Source organism: Paenibacillus sp. JMULE4, assembly GCF_013337105.1.
In the GTDB taxonomy this organism is placed as follows: domain Bacteria; phylum Bacillota; class Bacilli; order Paenibacillales; family NBRC-103111; genus Paenibacillus_G; species Paenibacillus_G naphthalenovorans.
Genome location: NZ_SGWF01000019.1, coordinates 136,485 through 160,974 on the forward strand (window position 1 = coordinate 136,485; position 24,490 = coordinate 160,974).

A 24,490-nucleotide genomic window follows, 5' to 3' on the forward strand; every position below is an offset into this window, starting at 1 on the left:
ATTCAATAGAGGAGATAACGGCCATGGAAAATTCGTTTTCTGGCGTGCAAAGAGAAGCGCTGTTTCAAAAATTAGCTCATCAGACCTTTGACCTGCTGGTTATCGGCGGAGGCATTACGGGGTCTGGCATTGCTTTGGATGCGGTCGCCCGCGGGATGAAGACCGTGCTTGTCGAAATGCAGGATTATGCCGCCGGCACCTCGAGCCGGTCGACGAAGCTTGTTCACGGGGGACTGCGCTACCTCAAACAGCTGGAAGTCAAGATGGTGGCGGAAGTCGGTAAAGAGCGGGCTGTCGTATATGAGAACGGGCCTCATGTGACAACCCCGGAATGGATGATGCTGCCGCTGCATCAAGGGGGCACCTTCGGTAAATTCAGCACTTCACTCGGGTTAAGAGTATATGATTACCTGGCCGGCGTAAAAAGAAGCGAGCGCCGCACCATGTTAAACGCCGAAGAAACCGCGCAAAGAGAGCCCTTGGTGAAGCGGGAGGGGCTAAAAGGCAGCGGGGTTTACGTGGAGTATCGGACGGATGATGCAAGACTGACGATAGAGGTGCTGAAAGAAGCGGTTCACCGGGGGGCCTCGGCAGTCAATTATGCGGAGGTCGTAGGCTTCCTCTATACCGAGGGCAAAGTATCCGGTGTTCAAGTGAAGGATCGCATCGGGGGCGGCATCATCGAGATCTACGCCAAAAAGATCGTCAATGCCGCCGGACCATGGGTGGATACCCTCCGGGAGAAGGATAGATCCAAAGATAAGAAGCGTCTCCAGTTAACCAAAGGGATCCACCTGGTCATAGACCAGCGCCGCTTCCCGCTCCGGCAGGCCATATATTTCGACACCCCGGACGGCCGAATGATCTTTGCGATCCCCCGTGACGGCAAAACCTACGTTGGAACGACGGATACGGTATATCAAGGGGATATGGAGCACCCGCGGATGACTTCGGCAGATCGCCAATATGTCATAGACGCGATCAATTATATGTTTCCTTCCGTGAATATCACGGTCAAGGATATTGAATCCAGCTGGACCGGCCTTCGCCCCTTGATCTATGAGGAAGGGAAAAGCGCATCGGAAATATCCCGGAAAGACGAAGTGTGGCAATCCCCATCCGGTTTAATTACCATCGCGGGCGGTAAATTAACGGGATACCGGAAAATGGCGGAGATGGTTGTCGATCTGGTCGTTGATTTGTTCAAACAAGAGCACGGCGCATCTTTCCCCTCCAGCAGTACCAAAAACATGCCGATTTCGGGGGGCAAGTCGGAGGGTCGGACCGTTTTGCGGCGTATTGCCAAAGGAAGGCCAGAGAGGGATTGGTTGTCGGCTTTACGCTGGAGCAATCGGAGTGGCTGGTCCGCAGATACGGCTCGAATATCGACCGGTTGTATACACTGGCTGCACAGCATGCTAAACAAGCTGCGGCATATCGGCTGCCGTTGGACGTGTTCACGATGCTGGAGTACGCGATTGAAGAGGAAATGGCGGTCAAGCCTGTAGACTTCTTTATCAGACGTACCAGCGCATTATTGTTTGATATCGCCTGGGTAAAGCGGCATAAAGCTTCGGTTATAGCCTATATGGCTGAAAAGCTGGGCTGGAGCGAGGAGCTGCAAAAGCAATATACGGAAGAGCTGGAGAAGCATTTGCATGATGCTGTCGTTCCGGTAGATGAAGAGGCAGGCTTGCGGCAGGCATGAAACCAATCCCGTTCCACGATGAAGTGGAGCGGGATTTTTTCATGTATTTGTATTCCCTCCATCTTGTCCGTTATATTGTTAGTATAATTAGATCAAAGATCAACCCGCTCAGGCTGCTTCTCTAAAGAGTTCCTTAGGATAGGAGTGTTATCTGTTGATTAGCGCGATCATGCTGTTCGTTCTTGCCGGATTGGCCGAAATTGGCGGAGGCTATCTGGTATGGCTGTGGCTGAGGGAGTCCAAGCCGCTTTGGTATGGTATCGTGGGGAGCATCGTGCTTATTGCGTATGGCATCATTCCCACGCTGCAGAGCTTTCCGAGCTTCGGCCGGGTTTATGCCGCTTATGGCGGGGTGTTTGTCGTGCTTGCCGTTGTCTGGGGATGGTGGATAGACAAGAAGACCCCTGACCTCTACGACTGGATCGGAGCCATCGTTTGCATCGCGGGTGTCTCTATTATGCTTTGGGCGCCTCGTCAGTGACCGTCCCCGGCTTCATCCATTTTTGTCTAATGTGGACGGCAACAAAGAGCAGCGGGATATATACATAGATAAAATAAAACCCGATTTCGCTGTACACAGCGGTAAATCGTCTAATGAGATTGCGGTCCTCTATTATATTGGTTAACAAGCCGAAACCCATTAAAAAAATCAACAGCAGGATACGCTGCTTGCACTGCACCATTTTTCTCACACCGCGGCAGGCCGACCATAAATGGAGGGTAATGGTGGGCAATACGACCAGAAGCCATAAGGAGACTACAATATATTCAAATCTTTCGATGATGGGCACTTGCGCAATCTTGAGCAGGGTTAATGTCGGCCATAAGGTATGCTTCAGCTGTCCCTCACTAAAGTAAACAAAGGTAACAATGGTCACCAAAAGGTACAGCAATATGCTGAATAAAGTTCCGTAATGGGCCCATTTTTGCGATTTTTCGGCATTTTTTATAAAGGGGTAGAACATAAATAAGGTTTCAAAGCCCTGAAACTGAAACAGCATGGACTTGGAAGATTCGAATATTTCTTTCGCCGAGTGATGGAATAAAGGGAGCAGGTTGTTAAAATGCGCAAATTCCAAAGGAGAAAATATGAGTGGAAACAGAAAAAGGAAAGGCAGTACGGCACCCCAAAAACATATCCCGGTAATCACGCGGAATCCGCTTGAAACGATGTAATAGATGAGCAGCAGAATAGCAAAAAGATAGTACAGCATGATACAGAGATTAAACATTCCCCCGCACCCGTTTGAATAATATTCACCTTCGTATTCACTTCCGTTTTCAGTTGAGGATAAATCTCATCCTGAAATCTTTTATAATCCCAATTTCGCGATTTTGCCCGGACTAAATCTCCAAGCCCGAGCGGATCCGTCCTATGCTTTTGGAACAGTGAAATTAAATTCCGGATGTCATCGTTAAAATGTTTGCCTATGAGCTTTTCCAGATCCCGAAGATTTTTGGTTCCGGTTAGAAGCGTTCCCGGGGGAACATCCTTGATTTCGGTGTCCATGGTTAAATCAATGGCTATTTTCGGTATGGGATCGGTCTGCACAATCGTAAAATGAACTTTTGCACTCAAATTTTTCAACTGCATCACCCCTTTATTCTTAATGTCGATTTGATAGCTCGCGTTTTTGGCACCATCCAATAACGTTTTTAAGATAAAGGACTGCCTTAAACTGATAGGCCGGATAAATCTTCCTTTCCTGAATAGAGCCAGCCCGTCGATTTTGATTTGATTCTTCTCCATGATGAAATAGGGTAAATAAGGATCCATTCCTTCCGCATATAATCTGGCCAAAAAGACGTGAAGGTTGGTTGCGGGCAAATTTCCTTTTTGTATATTGTGGACTATTTTATTGCTTAGATGGAAAGGAACATTCTCTTCTTTACTCCTTAATAAAAAGTCATCGGCAAGGTGTTCTGCAACGCCGATTTGTATCCGGCTGCCTGCTACGGGATCCCGGCTGTAGCTATATAGCACTTTATCGATTCCTCGCTTCGCAAACTTGCTTCCAAACAAAATCATGCGTAATTGGCCTATTTCGATCGGAAACGCAGATTTTGAATTTAGCCTGGGTAGGATATCATGATACGAATTCGATTCGGTCTCATATATCTTGAGCCGGCTCTTGCCCTTTTCCTCGAAAATAGGATAGATCACGGTCCCTTTAATTTTGTCATCAACTACATCGTATCCGATCCCTTGTATAACCTGAATTTTATCGACGATCCTTTGACTGGTGCACCCGGTTAGAAAAATCATGCAGCTCATCATCAAGAGAAAATACGGGTTTATTTTTATCATAGGGAACCACTCCGGTTATTCATCAAACTCATTTTTTTTGTTGTTCGCGGCTTGGATGATATCTCCAAATGGACCGCGTTCGTAAATGGGCCGGTCTTTTGGCAATCACCATTAAAGAAGAGCGGATGATGCTGTCTTTGAAATCGGTTGGCCGGAAGGGATATAAAGGAACAGTATAGGGTGAGCCTAATGATTCCAACCGTGAGAGATGGACGAGCAAAAAACTGATTCCTATCGCGATCCCTAATCCGCCCCATATCGAAGCAAATATAATTAAGGGAAAACGCAGAAAGCGTATGGTGTTCGACATTTTAAAAATAGGCGTAGTAAAGGAAGCCAAGGCGGATAAAGCCACGATAATCAGCAGTACATTGCTTGTCAGGGCAGCCTCGACGGCGGCCTGCCCTATAACGATACCGCCTACGATACCGAGTGTTTGTCCTACTTTTGCAGGTAACCGGGCTCCGGCTTCACGTAAAAGCTCAATCGTAATTTCCAAAAAAAGACCTCTAACACAGGCGGAAAAGGAACGTTATGACGCGAAAAGTTAAGGGGACCCAGCAAAACCCTTGGAATCATTTCATAATGGTAGGTTAGAACGGCGATATAGATGGAGCTGGCAAAGATGGAGAACAAAGCCCCGAAAACACGTATTACGCGAAAAAAAGAAGCAAGTAACCAAGGTAAATAGTAATCTTCAGGTGAGATAAAAAAATCCAGCAGTGTGGCAGGGGCCGTGATGGCATATGGCGATCCGTTGCTGAGCACAGCCACCTGTCCGGTAATGAGTGACCAGACCGCTCTGTCGACACGTTCCGTGGTCAAAGCCAGCGGAAAGGGCGTCAAGCTATTGTCGGATATAATTTGATGAAGCTGGGAGGAATCAAAAACAACATCATAATCAATATTTTGCAGTCGTTCGGTCATCGTTTGCACATGGTGTTCATTCGTCACGCCTTCAATATAAATGATGATCACTTTCGTATGGGACATCGATCCGATATTCATTTCTTTGATGATGAGTTGGGATGAATTGATGTGCTGTCTTAATAAATGAATATTAATCTCAATATTTTCGACAAAGCCGATCTTGGGCCCTACGACACTGAATTCATTTTCAGCTTCGTTCTGATCACGAAGCCCGGTATTTTCATGAAATAATTGGATCATGGCGCATCTGCGGTCAGATGCTTTGAGCTGCAGCATCCCGTATCCCTGAAGAAGCTTGGACTCGATCATCTCTGTATCCTCTGTAATCACAATATCTTCAATAGGAATGATATTCGTGATATCGTCAATCCGGTGAATATCGCTTTGCTGCAAAGCCAGCTCCCGGAACACTTTCAACACACGTTCCTGCAGTTTTTGATGATCAACAAGAGTTCGGTAATAAGAGATAATCAAATATCCTTTTTCGTTCGTCAGAGAAAATTGTCTGAAATCGCTTGATCGTTTAAGCTGGGTTAATAAGTCGTCCATACTTTGGGGGGGTGCCGGTTGCTGCTTATGCTTATTGTTTTGAAGCCATTTTTTGAAAAACATTTCGCCACCCCTAAGGTAAAAAATCAATGATTATCTATAGGATGATGAACTTGGAATTTAATTATGTATGCTCAGCCTTATAATCAAGCTTCTGCTTCATATGCTCCTCCAGGGTACAGGTATGTTGAGAGTCCAAGTATTTATCGGGAGACGAGTTCCGCCAATTCGGGTATAATGAACCTATATGGGTATGGGAGGATGACGGTCATGAATTACGATGATGACATTAAAAGACGCCTGCGCCGGGTGGAAGGACAGGTTCGCGGTGTGTTGAAGATGATAGAAGAAGAGAAAAATTGCAAGGATGTCGTCAGTCAATTGTCGGCGGTGCGCAGTGCGGTGGATAAAGCGATGGCTTATATCGTTGCAGTCAATCTGGAACAATGCATTCTTGAAGAAAAGGAATCCGGCAGAGACACCGGCAAGCTGGTTCAAGAGGCCGTGGAACTGCTGATCAAGAGCAGGTAACGTCTTACGTCTTACGCCGCAGTCCAAACCAAAATTCTGCCGGGCAAACGGAAAAACCTTTGTTTGAATCCCCCATCATACGAATCCATTACGGCAGGCCACCCTGTCTGCAAAGCAAGCTTTACTCGAAGGATGGCCCGGTTTCGTTTTTTATCTCAGCAGCTTAATAAACTCCCGCATGAAGCCGGGCAGGTCGGGCCAAGCGCGGCCCGAAACCAGATTTCGGTGCGTATGTAATCCTTCATCAATATAAGTCGCCCCGCACACCGTCACATCAGGCTTGCAATTTGTAAACGCAGTGTATTCCCGGCCTTTCATTACATCCGGAATGACCGTAAGAATCTGCGCCGCATGGCAGATCGCTCCCACAGGCTTATCCTGCTCAAAAAAGTGGCGGACAATCTTCGGCAGCGCTTCATTCATACGGATATATTCCGGAGCGCGTCCTCCCGGAATGATCAAGCCGTCATATTGCTCGGGATTCACATCTGCAAAAGCCGTATCGGATTGAATGCCGTAAGCGGGTTTTTCCACGAACGTTTCCATATCGTCAATAAAATCGTGGCTTACGGTATGCAGCTTTTTGACAGAAGGGGAAGCGATCGTGACATCAAATCCTTCTTCGAGGCAGCGGTAATACGGATAAAATATTTCGAGAGCTTCTACCGCATCTCCGGAAACAATCAGCACTTTTTTGCTCAAAACATAACCTCCATTCGTTATACACCCAGAAATAGAAGCAAATGTACCTGCTTCAATACCTTTTATCATGCTTGTAAATGTAAAAACCTATGCGCGTTTTTTGTGTATAGCAGCGGTGAACCTGGGGATTATAGGTTTATAACAACTCCGCAGAAAACAAAGGATAAGTGACAATAATGGAAAAAGACTGTGATTTTTCTTCTCTGAAATTGGAGCTCAAAGAAAAAATTCAAACCCTTATAGGCAAAATGCAGCAAACGTTAAATGGATTGGACGAAGAAGAGACCTGCATTTTAAACGAGTTCGGACAAATAGGCGGAGAAATCAACAGGATTGAATCGCTTGCCGCATCCTTTTATTTGAAATGTTATATATCTTCTTATACCGACAAGTACTCCGAAATATCGTATTCCGTCCGGAATCTCTCTCAACGGCGGCATGGTGCCCTTATTGTAATCCAACGGGAGGATGCGCTTGAACGGCTGATTACACCGGGTGTTTCCATTGATGCAAACTTAACCTGCTCTTTATTGGAATCCGTCTTTGTGCCGGGAGGGCCTTTGCATGACGGAGCCGTTCTGGTGCAGGGGAATAAAATTGCCTCCGCGGCAAATGTGCTCCCATTAACGAATCTGGTGACAGACCGGAAGCTTGGCACCAGGCATCGGGCCGCACTGGGGCTGACGGAACGAAGTGACGCGTTTGTCATCGTCGTTTCTGAAGAGACCGGGAAGGCGTCTTTCAGCATTGAAGGAAATATGTATGCTTTTGCCACGGAATCATTGGATTAAGAAATTCGCATAGGTATTATTTTTTATCATAAAAGATTCAGGCGATCGCTTCTTCGGTGCTTCACTGGAGGCGGTCGCCTGTTTGTTTACATCGCAATCCAAATGTAAAAAAGAACACCTTTCGGTGTCCTTTGTCCACATATCAGAATCTTTAAGTCCTTTACAGAACTAAAGCGTAAGGGGGTACCCTTTCTAAGAAATTTTCGGTATGCTAAGGACATGGAGACGAACGTACTGAAACGGATCTTTCTGGAGCATTGGCCCCAGTTTTATGAAAAGAATAAAACACGAATCCGGCTGGTTGTCGTTAAAGAGATCGAGAAATTTCTTGGTTGCGGGAATCCCAGGAACGGCTTTAAGTTGCTGGTTTGTGAAGGGTGTCATGACACGAGAAAAATTCCTTACCGCTGTAAGGGACGGTTCTGTACGACGTGCTCATGCGGAGAAACAGAAGAGTGGAGCCGTGTGATGGCGGAAGACGTGTTTCAAGTGAACCATAGGCATGTCATCCTTACCATCGATGAAGGATTACGCGACATTTTTCTGAAATACCGGGAAATGCTGAAAGAGTTCATGGACGAAGCAGCCCGACTGGTTCAAGAACACTTTGAGAAGAAACATAAAGTAACGCCTGGGATTATTGCAGGCTTACATACCTTCGGATCGAAACTGAATTTTAACCCGCACGTGCATATGCTTGTGACAATGGGAGGTATGACAGCGAACGGGGAGTGGAAGACCTACGACTACATTCCGTTTAAGAAACTGCGAAAACAATGGCAGACGGTGGTGCTGAAGCTCATTCGCCGTCACTTAACGGAAGAGCAGAAGAAACAGGTACAGCCGTTGCTGCAAAAAGCCTACTCCGAAAATGAGGAAGGCTTCTATGTACATGGCCCAAAACAGAAAGGGGACGTAAAAACGCAACTGGGGTACATTGGACGTTATATCCGTCGTCCGGCCATAGCGATCGAGCGAATTAAGGAATACGATGGAGAGTATGTCGTATTTCGCTACCATGACAAGACGGATGATATGGAAAAAGAAGAGAAAGTAACCGTGGAGGAGTTTATTTCGCGGTTAATTCGTCATATTCCAGATGAGCATTTTAAGATGATCCGCCATTATGGACTATACGCGCGGCGGATCAAGAAAGAATGTAAAGAAAAAGTACAGACATGGCAGGAGAAGGTTAAGAAGACGATTGTGAAGGTACAAAAGCTGATTCGTCGGCGGAACTGGCAAGAACGGATCAAAGCGCAGACAGGGAAAGACCCTATGGTTTGTCCAAAATGCCAATGTTATTATGAGTACAAGGGAGAAGTCTGCCTTGAAGAGGGGCAGCTTGTCGTAAAGCATGCCGTTTGTGCAAAAAGCAAGGCGGTGTTAGAAAGGATGATTAACGATCTCACCGGTATCGAAGAAACGAAAACCAGCGAAGAAGAAGAAACCAACGCAGTTAAGCCTAAGCAAGCACCTGCAGTCCAAAGAGGTCGTCAAATATCTATGTATGACGTGCTCGCAGAGCGAAGAAATACCGCTTAGTGTGGTCAGAGATTTTGACATGATGGACGATGGGGATCCGGAAGTTCCGCCACAATTCGCTTGTGAATCCTGTGGTGGAGAAATGTATCCGGAATACTATAAGGGTGTTCATGGATATGAATACCGCATCGAAGATCGGTTAAGGAAAAGAGAAGTGGAAGAGAGTTCGAAGTCGATCAGATGAGGGAATGGGTATGGGGTGGAAAGTTTACGGGCCGCCTTTGAAATCGTGTTATTTCCGCCTAATCAATTCAATAAAACACGATTTCAAGAGCGGTTGGAACCCCATACCCATCCCTCCCCACGCTCAAATGTATGGGTTTGCACAAGGATTTTAGAGGACCTGGCCAGCGGCCAGGTTTTTCTTATGACAGTCAATATCCATCCGTACGTTGTCCCAATTCTTCCGCCAGTTCCATGGACGTTCTGGCGGTGTCGGAGCCCATATGAGACGGGTCGGCTTTTGCTCTCGCAAGCCCTTCCGCAACCCGGCTGCCATACTCGGGATCGGCAAGGGTGAAATGCTCGATCATCTTTTGTTGGATCTGAGGATTGCACACCTTCAAGGCGTCGACCAGGTTGCTGATTAATTCATCGCGTTCCCATGGCTCGAATTTGCGATACGTTTCTCCCGCTTGTTTAAAGTCGTTGGCCCGTTCGATTCTTTGCCGGACCAGCTTCGCGTTATAGGCAGGCTGATGTTCTTTGCCCCGTCTGGTTACCTCCTGCAAGCCGCCCAGGGAGGAAGGCTCATAATTGACGTGGGGAGACTGTCCGGGTGCCCGATCGACGAAATACGTCATTTGACCGTCGCGCTGATTGGTGGCTACCCGCTTTTTGGGCGCATTGATAGGAAGCTGCAAATAATTGGTGCCCACCCGATAGCGCTGCGTGTCGGAATAGGAGAAGGTGCGTCCTTGAAGCAGCTTGTCATCGGAGAAATCAAGTCCGTCGACCAATACGCCCGTGCCGAAAGCCGCCTGTTCCACTTCGGCAAAATAATTTTCCGGATTTTTATTGAGCACCATTTTACCGACCGGCAGAAAAGGAAATTGTTCACGGTCCCATAGTTTGGTCGGATCCAGAGGATCATAATCGAGCTCGGGATGCTCGTCATCGCTCATCATTTGAACGTACAGCTCCCATTCCGGATAATCGCCGCGCTCGATCGCTTCATAAAGGTCTTGCGTAGCATGACTGTAATTTTTCGCTTGGATGGCCTCGGCTTCCTTTTGGGTCAGATTGCGGATGCCAAGCTTGGGTTCCCAGTGATATTTAATTAAAACCGCTTGCCCTTCCGCATTGACCCATTTGTAGGTGTTGACGCCGGAGCCCTGCATCTCTCTGTAATTCGCAGGTATCCCCCACGGAGAGAAGACGAAAGTAATCATATGGGTCGCCTCCGGCGAATTCGAGACAAAGTCAAACATCCTTTCCGGATTTGAAATTTCGCTGACGGGGTCAGGACGGAAGGCATGTATCATATCCGGAAACTTCAACGGATCGCGGATGAAAAATATTTTCAGGTTATTGCCGACCAAATCCCAGTTTCCATCCTCCGTATAGAACTTTACGGCAAAACCGCGCGGGTCGCGGAGCGTTTCGGGCGAATGCCTTCCATGTATGACCGTGGAGAACCTGACGAATACGGGCGTCCGCTTCCCGGCGTCCTGAAAAAGCTTCGCGCGGGTGTATTTGGCGATCGGCTCATCTCCTACCTTGCCGTAGGCTTCAAAATAGCCATGGGCGCCTGCTCCGCGCGCATGAACGACTCTTTCTGGAACCTTTTCGCGGTCAAAATGGGATATTTTTTCAAGCAGGTGGTAGTTCTCCAGAGTTACGGGACCACGGCTGCCTACGGTTCGTACGTTTTGATTATCGGCTATGGGATGTCCTTGGCGGTTTGTTAAAGTCATTTCATTCTCATTCGTACCCAACCTTTGATCGGCAGGCCCGCCCGTGCCCTCTATATTTGTTCCGCTGGTCATATTTCCATCCATCAAATCCAACCTCCATTGTGATCGTTGTACAGAACCATGTTTTGCCTTTGAAGCTGTTTTTATGCATTTAAGTTTTTCGTTCCGAACCGATATAATGAGAATAGTCACACATCCTTTACAGACGGAGACAGGGGAAATATGAAAAAAACCAGATATCAAAATTATGACGGCGTACAAAATACACATACATTTTCTGATATGGTCCGATGGTACAAAGAGAGAAAAGCCAAAATAAAAGATTTATCCACACTCATTCCTCAGGCGGAACATAAGGACATAAAGAGAATACAAGAAAACCGGACTTCATTTTCTATTACCTGGATAGGGCACTCCACCTTTTTGATTCAAATGCAGGGACTGAATATTTTAACGGATCCGGTATGGGCCAAGCGGATGGGCTTTGGCAGCAGATTGACAGAGCCGGGCATTCCGATCGGACAGCTTCCGGAAATCGACATCGTTTTAATATCCCACGGCCACTACGACCATCTGGATTTTGGCTCGATCAGGAAGCTCAAAGGATCGCCTGCATTTTATGTTCCGATAGGATTGAAACGGGCCTTTACCCGCAGAGGGTACCGTAACGTCATTGAAGCGAATTGGTGGGACCGGTTTACGCATAACGGGGTAAGCCTCTCTTTTGTACCTGCACAGCATTGGACAAGAAGAACGCTGTCCGACATCAATACGTCTCATTGGGGAGGATGGATTGTAGAGCATCCGAAGACGAACCAATCGGTTTACTTCGTAGGGGATACCGGCTACTTCAGAGGGTTTAAGGATATAGCCGACCGTTATGAGCTGGATATTGTCTTAATGCCTATCGGAGCCTACGAACCGGAGTGGTTTATGTCTATTTCCCATATCAATCCGGAGGATGCGGTCAAAGCCTTCCTGGAACTGAAGGGCAAGACGTGTATTCCGATGCATTACGGGGCGTACCGGCTTGCGGACGATACAGGACCGGAAGCTTTGGAACGGCTGTTTAAAGAATGGGACCGGCTGCGGTTAAATAAGGATAGGTTAAAAGTGATGGCATTGGGCGAGTCATATTGGATCACTTAGCATCATGCAGATAACCCCGCTTCTTTGGAGGCGGGGTTACGCTTTAAAAATTAATTACTTGACACAAATTTATTATTAATATATATTAGCTTACATAAAGTAACTATATAAATTATACGTAAGGAGGGAGGTTGAGTTATGGTTCCGGCTTTATTTTTAGCGCACGGGTCGCCGATGCTCGCCATAGAAGATACGGTCTACAGCGGCTTTCTGAATACCTTGTCCCGGCAGGTGCAGCCCAAGGCGATCGTGATTTTTACCGCGCATTGGGAAAGCGAGGTTCTCACCATTTCGTCCCTGGACGGCACATACGACACCATTTACGATTTCGGCGGATTTCCCGATGCGCTGTATCAGATTAAATACCCGGCCAAAGGTTCTGCAACCATCGCCTCAAAGGTCGAAGAGCGGTTCCAACAACAGGGAATCCCGGTGAAAAAGGATACGTCAAGAGGGCTGGATCACGGTTCATGGACTTTATTATATCGCATGTATCCAAAAGCCGATATTCCGGTGGTGCAAATTTCCGTTCATCCCTATCTGTCGCCGGACAAACAATTCCGGATTGGCGAATGCCTCCGGGAGCTGGGAGAAGAAGACATTCTGGTGATCGGCAGCGGGGTAACCGTTCATAATTTAAGGATGATTCATTGGGGGCAATCGGCTCCTGAGCCCTGGGCTATTGCGTTTGATGACTGGCTGATAGATAAGGTTGAAAAAAGAGACCTGGAGTCGCTTTTCAACTATGAAAAGCTTGCTCCGTATGCCCGTCAGGCTGTGCCCAGACCGGAGCATTTCGTTCCGTTTTTTATTGCGATGGGCAGTGGAAATCCGCAAAACACACCGAAGGTCATTCATCGAAGCTATGACCATGGAACCTTAAGTTATTTAAGCTATCAATTTTGATGAAACGTCTATTTCTTGGGGGAGTATGAATCAATGAGTACAAAACATGAAGCGGGTTCGCTTATTTTGAGATTGGTGCTGGGGATTTCTTTTCTGGTTCACGGATGGATCAAGTTTCAGAGCGGTATCGATAACATCGCCGGATGGTTCCAAAGTATCGGCCTGCCCGGATTTGCCGCTTATGCCGTGGCCGTCATTGAACTGGTTGGCGGTATAGCGCTTATTGTTGGAATCGGGACCCGTATCGTATCGGTATTGTTTGCTCTGATTATGGTAGGGGCCATCCTATTGGTGAAATTGGCGGCAGGCTTTGCCGGGAATGGCCAAATGCCCGGCTATGAATTGGATTTGGCTTTTCTGGCCATGGCGATTTATCTCGCATTGAACGGAAGCCGTTTATACTCGTTGGGAAGCCTGTTCGGCTCAAATCCAAAGAATGCTGCTTAAAGATCGTAAATCATACAGATGGAGGTTCTTGCCCATGGGGCGGGGCCTTTTCTTTTTTAGTGAGATCGCGGTCTCCCGTCCATCTGTTTGACATTGGCTTCAATAAGGTATATGATTTACCATGAACTAATAAAAAATTAGTAACCTATTTTTAATATGAATATGGGGAGGATATGGCTTTTTGGTGCTCTAGTGCTCTAATGCGGATGTGAAGGAGGGGGAATCCTATGACTCTTAAAATCAAAGTCTATTCCGATTACGTATGTCCGTTTTGTTATATAGCGGAGGTTCCGTTGGAAGAGGCCGTCAAAGGCAAGGATGTAGAGATCGAATGGATGCCTTTTGAGCTCCGTCCCTATCCAAACCCTACGCTTCGGCCGGAAGACGAATATTTGCCCAGCGTTTGGAACCAGTCTGTGTATCCCATGGCGGCCCAATACGGTTTGCAAATGGTATTACCCAAGGTTTCGCCGCAGCCGTATACCCATTTGGCGTTTGAAGGGTATCAATATGCCAAGGAGCATGGGAAGGGCAATGCCTACACGCATCGGATGTTCAAGGCCTTTTTCCAGGAGGAGCGGGATATCGGTAAAATCGATGTGCTGACCTCATTGGCCGGTGAGCTGGGGCTGAATGAGCAGGAATTCCGCCAGGCTTTAGAAACCCGCAAATATCGGGAAATTCACCGGAAGGCCTTGGAGCATGCGGTTCAAGAGGCGCAAATTACAGCCGTTCCTACGATGGTGATTGGAGAAACGATCCTTCAAGGGGTCCGTTCCAAAGCATCGCTCGAAAAGGTTATTGAAGAAGAGCTTGCGAAGAAGCCGAAGCTGCTGGATTTTGCCGAAGGCATGGCCTGCGGAATCGATGGCTGTTAATCCGCGCCCGATGGCAGGCCGGAATAGCATTCAAACCGGCAGCAAAGAATAGCAATGCATTTTGTCTTAAGACGAAAAAGGAGGCCCTATAGATGAAAGAACAGTTTAAGCCGTTATTCGAATCCTTTACTCTCAGAAGCGGAATTCAATTGAAAAATCGCGTGGTTCTTGCTCCGATGACCAATTTCTCCTCCAATCCTGACGGTACGGTCACGGACGATGAAATAAAGTATTACATCCGCAGATCCTCGGGAGTCGGTATGGTCATTACGGCATGTACGTATGTAACGGCCAACGGCAAAGGGTTTCCGGGAGAATTCGGTGCGGACACCGACGAGATGATCCCCAGCTTACGCCGCCTGGCCACTGCAATCAAAGAGCAAGGCGCCAAAGCCGTACTGCAAATCTTCCACGGCGGTCGGGCATGTCCGCCGGAATTAGTGCCTAACGGCGATATCGTCAGCGCAAGCGACGTAGCCATGAACCAGGAAGGCGCCAAAGCCCCCAGACCGCTTACGGATTCGGAAGTGGAGTCGATTGTCAAGGCCTTTGGAGAAACCACGAGGAGAGCGATTGAAGCCGGATTTGACGGCGTAGAGATCCATGGAGCGAACGGTTATTTGATTCAGCAATTTTTCTCACCGCATACGAACCGCCGGACCGACCGCTGGGGCGGCAGCGTTGAGCAGCGCTTGAGCTTCCCTCTGGCCGTTGTGAAGGAAGTCAAGAAAGCCGTGGCTTTGCATGCCAAGGAGCCGTTCATTGTAGGCTACCGTTTTTCACCGGAAGAAGAGGAGACGCCTGGTATTACGATGGCGGAAACCTTGGTATTAGTGGATGCTCTGGCGGATCAGGAGCTTGACTATCTCCACGTTTCTCTGATGGATTTCTGGTCAAAGCCAAGACGTGGAGTAGAGGATACAAGATCCCGTATCGAAATCATCAAAGAACGCGCAGGAGATCGGGTGCCTGTGATTGGGGTAGGCTCGATCCATACCGCGGCTGACGCGGCGAAGGCTTTGAGCGTCGTTCCTCTGGTCGCACTCGGACGTGAATTAATCGTAGAACCGGATTGGGTAGAAAAAGTGGAGCAGGGCCGCGAAAGCGAAATCGCGACGACCATGACAAAGGACGATCAGCAGCGTTTGGTCATTCCCGACCCGCTTTGGCAAGCGATTATGAACACACCGGGATGGTTCCCTGTCGTTGAATCTTCCTCTAAATAAGAAGAGACCCGCAAGCTGCCGGCTTGCGGGTCTATTTTTTTACCTCATATGAGGTTCTCTTAAGGAGCAAGCTGCTGTATGCATTCGGGAACATCGTTCTTGGCATTTCCTACCAATGAAGGAACAGGATAGGCCTTCATTTCCTCTGCAGGAATCAGGCATCTTTTTCTTGCAAACGGAACTTTAAATGCCGGCTTGTCCTTCAAGGTTTCGGCGCGGGCATTGGCGAGCGCCGTTTTATCGTCTTTGGACCAAGAGGGAATGAGCCCCCACTTCAACTGTCCTATCCGGTTATGGACCCCGTCGTTGATGATGGCTAAAACCGTCTGGGAAGGACTGATGTTGAACCGGGGTTGATGCCGGACCGAACCGGATAAGCTGGAGTAAAAATGGACCATCAATTCATCTAACGTAACGGTAAGCGTATATCTGCCGCACATAAAGCCTCCGTCATACCACAGTGGTTTTCTGTCTATTATACTACAGCCCCCTGTTCTTTTTGAAATGGAGTTTAGATTTTCTATAATTCGGAAACCATATGGGCAATAGGGGAGCTATAAGAGGTGGTGTGTATATGAAGGACCCGACATTTGCTATTCGGATTAATGACCAGGAATATACCTGTACCCCGAATCAAACGATTTTGGAGGTAGCCAAAGCGAACGAGGATTACATCCCGCACGTCTGTTATCATCCCAACTTGGGTGCGATTCAATCGTGCGATACGTGTATGGTGGAAGTAGACGGTGAATTAAAACGGGCCTGTGCCACTCCGGCTGTACCCGGGTTAAAGGTCTACAGCAAGTCCAAGCGGGCCAAGGACGCCCAAATGGAGGCCATGCAGCGGATTTTGGAAAATCATGAGCTGTACTGTACCGTTTGTGACAATAACAACGGGAACTGCACCGTACATAATACGGCGGAATATTTGCAGGTCGAGCATCAAAAATACGAATTTTCGCCGAAACCTTACCCTCCGGACAACTCGCATCCTTTTTATCGCTATGAGCCGGATCAATGCATCCTTTGCGGCCGTTGCGTTGAAGCGTGCCAGGATCTGCAAGTGAATGAAACGTTAACGATTGACTGGAGTCTGGAAAAACCGCGGGTCCTGTGGGATAACGGGGTTCCTATCGATCAATCCTCCTGTGTGTCGTGCGGACACTGCGTAACCGTATGCCCGTGCAATGCGTTAATGGAAAAATCCATGCTGGGTGAAGCGGGGTATTTGACGGGGCTCCCGAATACTCTCCTTTTGCCGATGATTGATTTGACCAAAAATGTGGAACCGGGGTATCAGGAGATCTTTGCCATCTCGGAAGTCGAAGCGGCGATGAGGACATCCCGCATCAAGCGGACCAAGACCGTTTGTACCTATTGCGGGGTCGGGTGCAGCTTTGAAGTGTGGACCAAAGACCGGAAAATTCTCAAAATCGAGCCGCAGGCGGAAGCCCCGGTCAACGGAATTTCGACATGCATCAAAGGCAAGTTCGGCTGGGATTTTGTCAACAGCGAAGAGAGATTAACGAAGCCGTTAATTCGCAAAGGGGATACGTTTGTCGAGGCGACATGGGATGAGGCTCTGACCCTGATTGCCGGCAAAATGAAAGAAATGAAGGAAACGTATGGCCCCGATTCGATCGGCTATATTGCTTCCTCGAAATGCAGCAATGAGGAGAATTTCATCTTTCAAAAGTTTGCCCGGGCTGTGATGGGAACGAACAACGTAGATAACTGCTCGCGTTATTGTCAGTCTCCGGCTACGGCGGGGCTTATGCGTACAGTGGGAATCGGCGGCGATTCCGGAACCATTGTGGATATTGCCAGTGCGGAATTGGTGATGGTGGTCGGAGCGAACCCGGCGGAATCTCATCCTGTACTGGCTACGCGGGTCAAACGGGCTCATAAGCTCCACGGCCAGAAATTGGTGGTCGTCGATCTTAGAAAGCATGAATTGGGGGAGAGAGCGGACCTTTTTCTTCGCCCCAAACCGGGCAGCGATTTAATTTGGCTGTCTGCTGTGACCAGGTACATTCTGGAGCAAGGATGGGAAGATAAAGAATTCCTCAACCAACGGGTGAACGGTTTCGAGGAATACATCAAATCCCTGGACCTATACACGCTGGATTATGCAGAAGAGCAAACCGGACTAACCAAAGACGAGATCGTTCGAATCGCAACCATGATTCATGAGTCCAAAGCGACGTGTATTTTATGGGCCATGGGGATTACCCAGCATATGGGGGCGACGGATACCAGCACGGCGATATCCAATCTGCTGCTAATTACAGGAAATTATGGGCGCCCAGGTACAGGGGCCTATCCTCTGCGGGGACATAACAATGTTCAGGGGGCTTGTGATTTCGGGACGATGCCGGCATGGTTTCCGGGCTATGAGGCTGTACAAAACGACACCGTCCGGGCCCGGTATGAGCGGGCATGGGGCGTGAAGCTTCCGGAAAAACCGGGTATGAACAACCACCAGATGGTCGAAGGGATTCATGACGGCAAGCTGAAGGCCTTGTATTTGTTCGGGGAAGATATGGCGCTTGTCGATTCCAACTCGAATCACGTGCAGGCCGCATTCGAAAAGCTGGAATTTTTCGTGGTTCAGGATATTTTCTTTTCCAAAACCGCCCAGTTTGCCGATGTGGTGCTTCCCGCGGCGCCAAGTCTTGAAAAGGACGGGACATTCACCAACACGGAAAGAAGGATTCAGCGCTTTTACAAGGTGTTCGAGCCTCTTGGCGATTCCAAGCCCGATTGGGAAATCATTCAAGAGATGGCTAACCGTCTTGGGGCTAATTGGAACTACAAGCATCCGTCCGAGCTGATGGATGAGGCGGCAAGCCTCGCGCCTGTTTTTGCAGGGGTCAGTTATGAACGGCTGGAAGACTGGAAGAGCCTGGTGTGGCCCGTCGCGGCCGACGGAACGGATACACCTCTGTTATACACGGAGAAGTTCGCGTTTCCCGATGGAAAGGCCAGATTGTTCCCGGTGGAATGGACACCGCCGTATGAAGCTGGAGAGGAATTCGATTTGCATTTGAACAACGGCCGATTGCTTGAGCATTTCCATGAAGGAAACATGACCTACAAATCCAAAGGGATATCGCATAAGGTGCCTAGCGAATGGGTGGAGGTATCGCCTGAACTGGCTAAAGAACGCGGCATTGATCATGGCGCATTGGTTCGTCTTACCTCGCCCTATGGCAAAGTGGAGGTGCGGGTAGAGGTGACGGACCGGGTGAAAGGCAATGAATTGTATATGACGATGAATTCGGCGGAAGACCTGTCTGCGGTGAATCGTTTGACGAGCAGCTATCACGACCGGATTACGCACACGCCGAATTTCAAAGAAATGGGAGTGAAGATGGAAGTATTGGAACCGAAGGGGAAGCGGCCGCTTCCGCCCGTGAACCATCGTTTTGGGCATCGTGTACCGCAGCTCGGCGTAAAGATAGAGGAAAAGTGGAAGCGTTCCGACTATACGCCGATTCCGGAGATCATTGACGGGGGGGACAGCCGTGGCGAAGGCGATTACCAACATTGAAAAGCACATACCCGATCAGGCGGAGAAAGAGGCACAAGCGGTTCGGCACATCGTACAAGCTGCCGCGGGCTCTCCCGAGCCGCTGGTCAAATTGCTGGATATCCTCCAGGAACTGGACCGGCTGGGCGTGCTGGATGCGATTCAGGGAATATTGAAAAACAGCGAACAAATCGCTTCCATCGGGATCCATCAGTTGAATAAACCCGGTGCTCATCGAATCATAAAGAATGCGATAGGGGCCGTTCAATTTTTGAGCCGATTGGATCCGGACAAGCTTCAAACGATTTTTCACGGCTTGTCCGCCGGCGTAGAATATGCCGCCGACGATTCGCCAACCAAGAAGCAGGGATTATGGGAGATCATCAAAACATTGCGCGAACCCGAAGCCGGCGCATCGCTATCCATGATGACGAAATTTTTGCAGGGGATGGGCAAAGGGCTGAAGGAATCTCAGTAACGGTGATGAACGGGGTGCAGCAGACATGATTACAAAAACGGTAGTCATTCAAGGTATGGATGACCAGGAGGATGTCAATAAAGTCCGACGCGCCCTGCATGAGGTTTGGGGTGTCGACAGCGTGGAGGTCAGCTTAAGTAAAAAAAAGGCTACATTTACCTATGACGAGACGGCTGCCTCCTTTCGTGATTTCGAGCAGGCCGTTCATGAATTGGGGTATGAAATCAAGACGGAGGATGGCGTTGCGGAATAACATTTGCATGATTGACGTACCCGAAATATGGCAGGAGGAAATGACGTATGCCCATCATCTGTGAAGTTTGCGGAAGTATCGAAGATTCCGAGGAGTGGATTGCTCCAAACGATCATCTCCACGTTTGTGCAAATTGTGTGACGGATCGGCAGCCGCCTGACCTATCCGGGCTGCAGGATGAGGAAAAATAGCGCAGTGATAAGGAAAAGGGCTGCTCAAGCGTGAGGCAGTCCTTTTTGCACTTGCATAAACTAATAATGTTAGTTATATTAAAACTAATATCATTAGTTTTTGTGACAAGGAGATGGTTCCATGAGAATCATTCGGGAAAATAGCTTATACCAATTGACGTTTTTGTCCCGCATTTTCCCCGTGAACTGTTATTTGGTGGAGGAAGATGACGGTTTGACGCTGGTGGATGCCGCACTGCCTTACAGCTCAAAGGGAATTATGCAGGCGGCCGCTCAGATCGGCAAGCCGATCACCCGGATCGTATTGACCCATGCGCATGATGATCACGTAGGCGCTCTCGACGCGCTCAAACAAGTGCTTCCCGATGTTCCCGTGCATATTTCCGCAAGGGATGCGCGGCTGCTTGCCGGAGACCGCACGTTGGAGCCCGGCGAGCCGGATACCCCAATTCGCGGCGGCATCTCGGGTAAAGTTCGGACGAGGGAGGACGTTCGTCTTCAGGAAGGAGACCGGATCGGTTCACTGCTTGCTGTAGCGGCGCCGGGGCATACGCCGGGCTCGATGGCTTTTCTCGATACGCGCACGCATGCACTCATCGCCGGCGATGCCTTGCAGACCAGGGGCGGTATTGCGGCAGCCGGACAGCTTCGGCCATGGTTCCCTTTTCCTGCCTGGGCTACATGGAATAAGCAGGCGGCGCTAGAGAGCGTACTCAAGCTGAGGGACTACCGTCCTTCGCTGCTTGCGGTGGGTCACGGACGCATGCTGAGGGAGCCCGAAGCCGCTATGGATCGCGTTATTGCTGAAGCCAGGCGGAATCTGAAGCATCATCAATCGTTCTAGTAAAGGAGCAAATGGTATGTCCCCAAGAATCGGCCTCGACTTGCCAACCATTATACAAGCCGCTGCAGAAATTGCCGATACGCAAGGCGTCGATGAAGTGACTCTGGCCTCGCTTGCCGGCAAATTAAAGATTCGCCCCCCGTCGCTCTACAATCATGTGAACGGGCTTCACGACTTGCGCAAAAAGCTCGCGATCCATGGCCTCGAGCAGCTCCGCATCGTATTGACGCGCGCTGCGGTAGGACGCGCAGGAGATGAGGCGGTGCGAGCGCTCGGTGAAGCTTATGTAGCTTTTGCCAGAGCCCATCCCGGATTGTATGAAGCGACCCTTCGCGCCCCCGAGCCGCAGGACCCTGACGTGCAAAAGGCGGGAGCGGAAATCGTGGATCTGGTCGTACGCGTGCTGAGGGCTTACGATCTGGAGGGGGAAGCGGCGCTTCACGCTGTACGCGGCTTGCGCAGTATTCTCCACGGCTTCGCCTCGCTTGAGCAGCGTGGAGGCTTCGGACTCCCGCTCGACCTCCATGTGAGCCTTCGTTTTTTGCTCGATACCTTTTTGGCCGGAATCCATAAAATGAAACCGGGCGGGGAAACATTCGGATGAGTTTTCGTTTCCTTTGTAGCGGGCAAGGTGCAGAAATTGTATAATATGGATGTATCTGCACGGTAAAATAGGAAGGGTGAGTTTAATGAATCCGCAAACGGCTAGATTGTTAAACCTTATACAGTTGATATCCGAGATCGGAATTGCTGCCGGTTATTTGATCGGTATGATTCCTTTGGCATACGCCTGGTCGGGTACTTGGGTCGTTCCGCTGGCGGTCGTTAACTTGATCATTGCGTTATTGACCTCTAATGGAACCCTCGTGATGACCATCATTAATGTCGTGCTTTCACTGGTCAGCTGGATTCCGATTGTCGGCTTCGTGACCCGGATCGGCGGGAGCATCGTATCCGTCATAAACATCATGAACCTCCGCCAGCGTGTCTAAAGGCTCCGGCCTCAGACGCTGTCGGGTGGCCGATTACGTTTTTGCGGCCAAGCTTTCTGTGGACCGAATGGTTCTTGCCCGAAAGGCTTCGACAAGAAGCTTTTCTTTTTTTTGCGCCTTTTTTTGCGGCGTATGGGGATAAGGCGGGCAAATCCGCCACCGGCAGAACACCGGGAAACGGATAATACTTAATATTTTGGTTACGTTATAAACATCATCCAGTATGTTAGGAGTCAGACGATGATCAGTAACCGCGAACTGAAAGGCCAGATGGATCAATTAGCCGAACAAAACCAGTATTTGACGGAAGAACTGGAGCAAATCAAGGCATTATTGAAACAGCAGGCGAAAAAAAATCAAGGACAACAAGCTTCTAACCAAGATTCACAGGATAGCGGCGGAAGCTCCGCCAGTTCCGGGGATTCCAATGGCAATAGCATCTCCGATCTGGCCAACGATTTCAGCAAGCTCAAAGATTTAACGAGCCAATTGGAGGACAAGATGAACAATTATATTGCCCAGCAATCCTCCACTAAGCCGATGAGCGACGAAGATGCCGTCAATCTTATCTTAACGATGATGAACGGGATGATCGACTGGTCGATGGACCTCCTTTCGAGGTCGTCCAATTCATCGAATCCACAGCAATAGAACCGCTCACGGCTGACCGTCCCCGTCAAGGGGACGGTTTTTTATGCGGCTCCGCTGCCTGACGACTGCGTTGCCAAGCCGATTTTCAATCCAGCATCCGCCGAGTGCATGGATTCAGCCGCTTCACTCAATATTCCATGGTGATGACCGGAACGCCCAAGGTTACTCTCTGTTTGCCCGTGTCGGAATGTTCATGGACGGCTGCCTGAAGGTTCATTTGCCGTTCTCCCGTAAGCAGTCGGGCCTTAAGATCGCGAGAAAAATAAGAGACGCTGACCGTCCCGTTGTCCGTATAGCGTTCTACTTCTGCCGCATTCAACAGCTGCGGCAGCCGCTGCAGAAATTCGCCTGCAGCCGCACGTTTTCCCCGCAGCTCCCCTTGAACCATCACATTCCACTGGACCGGCATGTTCAAGGAAGCCATTTTTTGCTCAAGCTCTTGCTGCAGCTCCAAAATGTGCGCCAACCCTGTTTCGCTATCCGTTTCCAGGCTGAGGACAAGGTACGCTGACCGGTCCTGCAGGGTGCCCGTATAAAGCAAGGAAAGCACTACGTCATGCAGCGTCTTCGTCGTTTTGTATGCCAGATGATCGGCCTCATGCGCAAGCTGATGATTGACAGGCAGACCGAATACCGTGCTTAATTCCGCGGCTGTCTCGGCAAAATCCTCTTTATTTATGAACGTGGAATAAGGGCTGAATTGTTTGATAAGCACCTTTTTATTACCTTCCATGACCCGGTCGGATAACGATAGCAGCCGCTGAGCGTCAGACTTCGCATTGGCGCTGACATCGAATCCCTTCCAAATCAATAGTGCAGCTATGATCATCCCTATAAAAAACCATCTGGATTTCATGATACCGGACCTCCCGTGAATACTTGACATACTCTAAGGATGACCCAATCTGGCAATCTTTAAACATCGATTGATAGATTACGAGAATCGTCCTTTCTCTTGCCGTTTAACGTGACGTACCCATGATGTTCCTTACCTCTTCCATAGTCGGCATACCGTCTAGTATTTTCGGTTGTTTCACGGCTATTCCTCCTTATTTGAGATCCACAGTCTGCTCCACAGAGCGGGGACATCCGCCATCCCTTTTTTGTCATGATTGCGGCAAATAATCTAGGACCCGAAGTGCTGCATCCCGAGCCACTGCTTCACGAGCAGAGCATGATCGCTGGTGTGATCGATATACGGTGCGTTAGCGGAAGAGAACAGCATGAAATCTTGCCCCCAATGACCGGCACAGCCGACATGAATCCAATGATGCATAAAAGACGCGAAATCATAACCTAGCCGCCAGCCGTGCATGATCCCGTCCATGGACAAATAAATGACCTCTCCGCTCGTTTGATCAATGCCAAAATAGCTTCCGTTTCCGTGGCTGCAAAACAGCAGGGAGTCGGCCCAATGGGTTCTGCAGCCGTTCTCGTCAAGGTATTCCAGATCCTCCCTGAGCTGCTCCAAAGCCGTCAGTTGATCCAGATCCCACAGCCCGCAGTCCAAATAACCGCCGCTGTAGATGGACCTTTCCTTGAATTCAGGCACGTTTTCGTTGTCGCTTTGATAAGTCCGGGCATTTTTTCGCAGGACAAGACGCTTCGATCAGGAGCCACGGCTTTCACGGCATGTCCCGGTACGACGTAAGTCTCCCCTTGAAACCGGACCCAGTGGGGGAGGTGCCTTTTCACCAAAGGTATCTCGCTTGCCAAATGCTTGTATTCCTCCAGGAACTTCACGCCTTTGGGCGTCAGGATATAGCCGTTGCTCATGGGACTTAGCGGCTGCCTGCGGTTAGGCTCCAGAAAACCAAGCTTTACAAAAGAGTCCAAAGAAGCGCGAAACTGCTCTTCCGGCATGCGATAGTCTTTAGCGGTTGAAGGGTTTCCGTCCCGTATACTCGTCAGTATATGAAACAGGTATCTCATACTCATGGCTTCACTCCTCCAAATTAATAGT

At 49.1% G+C, this 24,490-nt stretch carries 25 protein-coding genes and 2 pseudogenes; 18 read left to right on the forward strand and 9 right to left on the reverse strand.

Annotated elements, in window-relative coordinates:
- Window positions 1–23 precede the first annotated feature (23 nt).
- Both EXW96_RS22145 and EXW96_RS22150 read left to right on the forward strand, forming a co-directional pair.
- Window positions 24–1,708: pseudogene (locus EXW96_RS22145) on the forward strand (glycerol-3-phosphate dehydrogenase/oxidase).
- Window positions 1,709–1,877: 169 nt separating this feature from the next.
- Window positions 1,878–2,189, forward strand: a complete 312-nt coding sequence (locus EXW96_RS22150) for a YnfA family protein (RefSeq protein ID WP_373864985.1) — start codon at window positions 1,878–1,880, stop codon at window positions 2,187–2,189.
- Here EXW96_RS22150 and EXW96_RS22155 read toward each other — a convergent pair.
- The 3 genes and pseudogenes from EXW96_RS22155 to EXW96_RS22165 form a co-directional block, all read right to left on the reverse strand.
- The gene (locus EXW96_RS22155) at window positions 2,164–2,859 is read right to left on the reverse strand and encodes a GerAB/ArcD/ProY family transporter (RefSeq protein ID WP_309225186.1); all 696 of its coding nucleotides are present in this window, start codon (window positions 2,857–2,859) and stop codon (window positions 2,164–2,166) included. The two genes, EXW96_RS22150 and EXW96_RS22155, sit on opposite strands and share 26 nt — an antisense overlap.
- Window positions 2,856–4,016: a Ger(x)C family spore germination protein gene (locus EXW96_RS22160; RefSeq protein WP_174351421.1), complete on the reverse strand. Its 1,161-nt coding sequence runs from the start codon at window positions 4,014–4,016 to the stop codon at window positions 2,856–2,858. The genes EXW96_RS22155 and EXW96_RS22160 overlap by 4 nt, the downstream gene beginning before the upstream one ends.
- Before the next feature lie 28 nt (window positions 4,017–4,044).
- Window positions 4,045–5,558 (reverse strand): annotated as a pseudogene (locus EXW96_RS22165) (spore germination protein).
- A 207-nt stretch (window positions 5,559–5,765) separates the two neighbouring features.
- Here EXW96_RS22165 and EXW96_RS22170 point away from each other — a divergent pair.
- The gene (locus EXW96_RS22170) at window positions 5,766–6,026 is read left to right on the forward strand and encodes a metal-sensitive transcriptional regulator (RefSeq protein ID WP_054817380.1); all 261 of its coding nucleotides are present in this window, start codon (window positions 5,766–5,768) and stop codon (window positions 6,024–6,026) included.
- A gap of 150 nt (window positions 6,027–6,176) precedes the next feature.
- Here the strand turns inward: EXW96_RS22170 and EXW96_RS22175 are convergent, their stop codons facing one another.
- Entirely contained in the window at window positions 6,177–6,728 is a 552-nt protein-coding gene (locus EXW96_RS22175; RefSeq protein WP_174351422.1) for a DJ-1/PfpI family protein, read from the reverse strand.
- 176 nt (window positions 6,729–6,904) lie between these two features.
- On the opposite strand from EXW96_RS22175, the gene cdaS reads away from it, so the two are divergent.
- Together cdaS and EXW96_RS22185 are read left to right on the forward strand one after the other, a co-directional pair.
- Entirely contained in the window at window positions 6,905–7,519 is a 615-nt protein-coding gene (gene cdaS, locus EXW96_RS22180; RefSeq protein WP_074727380.1) for a sporulation-specific diadenylate cyclase CdaS, read from the forward strand.
- A 219-nt stretch (window positions 7,520–7,738) separates the two neighbouring features.
- Window positions 7,739–9,064, forward strand: a complete 1,326-nt coding sequence (locus tag EXW96_RS22185; protein WP_254611157.1) for an IS91 family transposase — start codon at window positions 7,739–7,741, stop codon at window positions 9,062–9,064.
- Between the two features lie 374 nt (window positions 9,065–9,438).
- Here the strand turns inward: EXW96_RS22185 and EXW96_RS22190 are convergent, their stop codons facing one another.
- On the reverse strand, window positions 9,439–11,052 hold the full coding sequence (locus tag EXW96_RS22190; RefSeq protein WP_254611518.1) for a catalase: 1,614 nt from the start codon (window positions 11,050–11,052) through the stop codon (window positions 9,439–9,441).
- Between the two features lie 150 nt (window positions 11,053–11,202).
- On the opposite strand from EXW96_RS22190, the gene EXW96_RS22195 reads away from it, so the two are divergent.
- From EXW96_RS22195 to EXW96_RS22215, 5 genes are all read left to right on the forward strand, one after another.
- A complete protein-coding gene (locus EXW96_RS22195; RefSeq protein ID WP_074727378.1) occupies window positions 11,203–12,129 on the forward strand; it encodes an MBL fold metallo-hydrolase in 927 nt (308 codons plus the stop codon).
- Between the two features lie 138 nt (window positions 12,130–12,267).
- Complete coding sequence (locus tag EXW96_RS22200; protein ID WP_174351424.1) at window positions 12,268–13,035, forward strand: DODA-type extradiol aromatic ring-opening family dioxygenase; 768 nt, start codon at window positions 12,268–12,270, stop codon at window positions 13,033–13,035.
- Window positions 13,036–13,068: 33 nt separating this feature from the next.
- Window positions 13,069–13,482, forward strand: coding sequence for a DoxX family protein (locus tag EXW96_RS22205; protein ID WP_054817382.1), 414 nt, complete (start codon window positions 13,069–13,071; stop codon window positions 13,480–13,482).
- Window positions 13,483–13,709: 227 nt separating this feature from the next.
- Window positions 13,710–14,360: a DsbA family oxidoreductase gene (locus tag EXW96_RS22210; protein WP_174351425.1), complete on the forward strand. Its 651-nt coding sequence runs from the start codon at window positions 13,710–13,712 to the stop codon at window positions 14,358–14,360.
- 92 nt (window positions 14,361–14,452) lie between these two features.
- A complete protein-coding gene (locus EXW96_RS22215) occupies window positions 14,453–15,586 on the forward strand; it encodes an NADH-dependent flavin oxidoreductase (RefSeq protein WP_174351426.1) in 1,134 nt (377 codons plus the stop codon).
- Between the two features lie 59 nt (window positions 15,587–15,645).
- Here the strand turns inward: EXW96_RS22215 and EXW96_RS22220 are convergent, their stop codons facing one another.
- Complete coding sequence (locus EXW96_RS22220; protein WP_174351427.1) at window positions 15,646–16,026, reverse strand: SOS response-associated peptidase family protein; 381 nt, start codon at window positions 16,024–16,026, stop codon at window positions 15,646–15,648.
- Between the two features lie 134 nt (window positions 16,027–16,160).
- Between EXW96_RS22220 and fdhF the strand changes: the two genes are divergently transcribed.
- The 8 genes from fdhF to EXW96_RS22260 all read left to right on the forward strand — a co-directional run bounded on the left by fdhF (window position 16,161) and on the right by EXW96_RS22260 (window position 22,527).
- Window positions 16,161–19,139: a formate dehydrogenase subunit alpha gene (fdhF, locus tag EXW96_RS22225; RefSeq protein ID WP_174351428.1), complete on the forward strand. Its 2,979-nt coding sequence runs from the start codon at window positions 16,161–16,163 to the stop codon at window positions 19,137–19,139.
- Window positions 19,114–19,596, forward strand: a complete 483-nt coding sequence (locus EXW96_RS28350; RefSeq protein WP_074727372.1) for a helical membrane plugin domain-containing protein — start codon at window positions 19,114–19,116, stop codon at window positions 19,594–19,596. The genes fdhF and EXW96_RS28350 overlap by 26 nt, the downstream gene beginning before the upstream one ends.
- A 25-nt stretch (window positions 19,597–19,621) precedes the next feature.
- Window positions 19,622–19,849 carry a heavy-metal-associated domain-containing protein gene (locus tag EXW96_RS22235; RefSeq protein WP_054817386.1) on the forward strand — a complete coding sequence of 76 codons (228 nt, stop codon included), beginning with the start codon at window positions 19,622–19,624 and terminating at the stop codon, window positions 19,847–19,849.
- 47 nt (window positions 19,850–19,896) lie between these two features.
- Complete coding sequence (locus EXW96_RS22240) at window positions 19,897–20,040, forward strand: hypothetical protein (protein ID WP_171005973.1); 144 nt, start codon at window positions 19,897–19,899, stop codon at window positions 20,038–20,040.
- A gap of 121 nt (window positions 20,041–20,161) precedes the next feature.
- Window positions 20,162–20,884: an MBL fold metallo-hydrolase gene (locus tag EXW96_RS22245; protein WP_174351429.1), complete on the forward strand. Its 723-nt coding sequence runs from the start codon at window positions 20,162–20,164 to the stop codon at window positions 20,882–20,884.
- Between the two features lie 16 nt (window positions 20,885–20,900).
- Window positions 20,901–21,488 carry a TetR-like C-terminal domain-containing protein gene (locus EXW96_RS22250; protein WP_174351430.1) on the forward strand — a complete coding sequence of 196 codons (588 nt, stop codon included), beginning with the start codon at window positions 20,901–20,903 and terminating at the stop codon, window positions 21,486–21,488.
- Between the two features lie 85 nt (window positions 21,489–21,573).
- Window positions 21,574–21,876, forward strand: a complete 303-nt coding sequence (locus tag EXW96_RS22255; protein WP_054817387.1) for a hypothetical protein — start codon at window positions 21,574–21,576, stop codon at window positions 21,874–21,876.
- A gap of 240 nt (window positions 21,877–22,116) precedes the next feature.
- Complete coding sequence (locus EXW96_RS22260) at window positions 22,117–22,527, forward strand: hypothetical protein (protein WP_174351431.1); 411 nt, start codon at window positions 22,117–22,119, stop codon at window positions 22,525–22,527.
- A gap of 127 nt (window positions 22,528–22,654) precedes the next feature.
- Here the strand turns inward: EXW96_RS22260 and EXW96_RS22265 are convergent, their stop codons facing one another.
- From EXW96_RS22265 to EXW96_RS22275, 3 genes are all read right to left on the reverse strand, one after another.
- The gene (locus EXW96_RS22265) at window positions 22,655–23,383 is read right to left on the reverse strand and encodes a YwmB family TATA-box binding protein (RefSeq protein ID WP_174351432.1); all 729 of its coding nucleotides are present in this window, start codon (window positions 23,381–23,383) and stop codon (window positions 22,655–22,657) included.
- A gap of 270 nt (window positions 23,384–23,653) precedes the next feature.
- Entirely contained in the window at window positions 23,654–24,037 is a 384-nt protein-coding gene (locus EXW96_RS22270; protein ID WP_174351433.1) for a hypothetical protein, read from the reverse strand.
- Window positions 24,004–24,465 carry a hypothetical protein gene (locus tag EXW96_RS22275; protein WP_174351434.1) on the reverse strand — a complete coding sequence of 154 codons (462 nt, stop codon included), beginning with the start codon at window positions 24,463–24,465 and terminating at the stop codon, window positions 24,004–24,006. The genes EXW96_RS22270 and EXW96_RS22275 overlap by 34 nt, the downstream gene beginning before the upstream one ends.
- Window positions 24,466–24,490 lie beyond the last annotated feature (25 nt).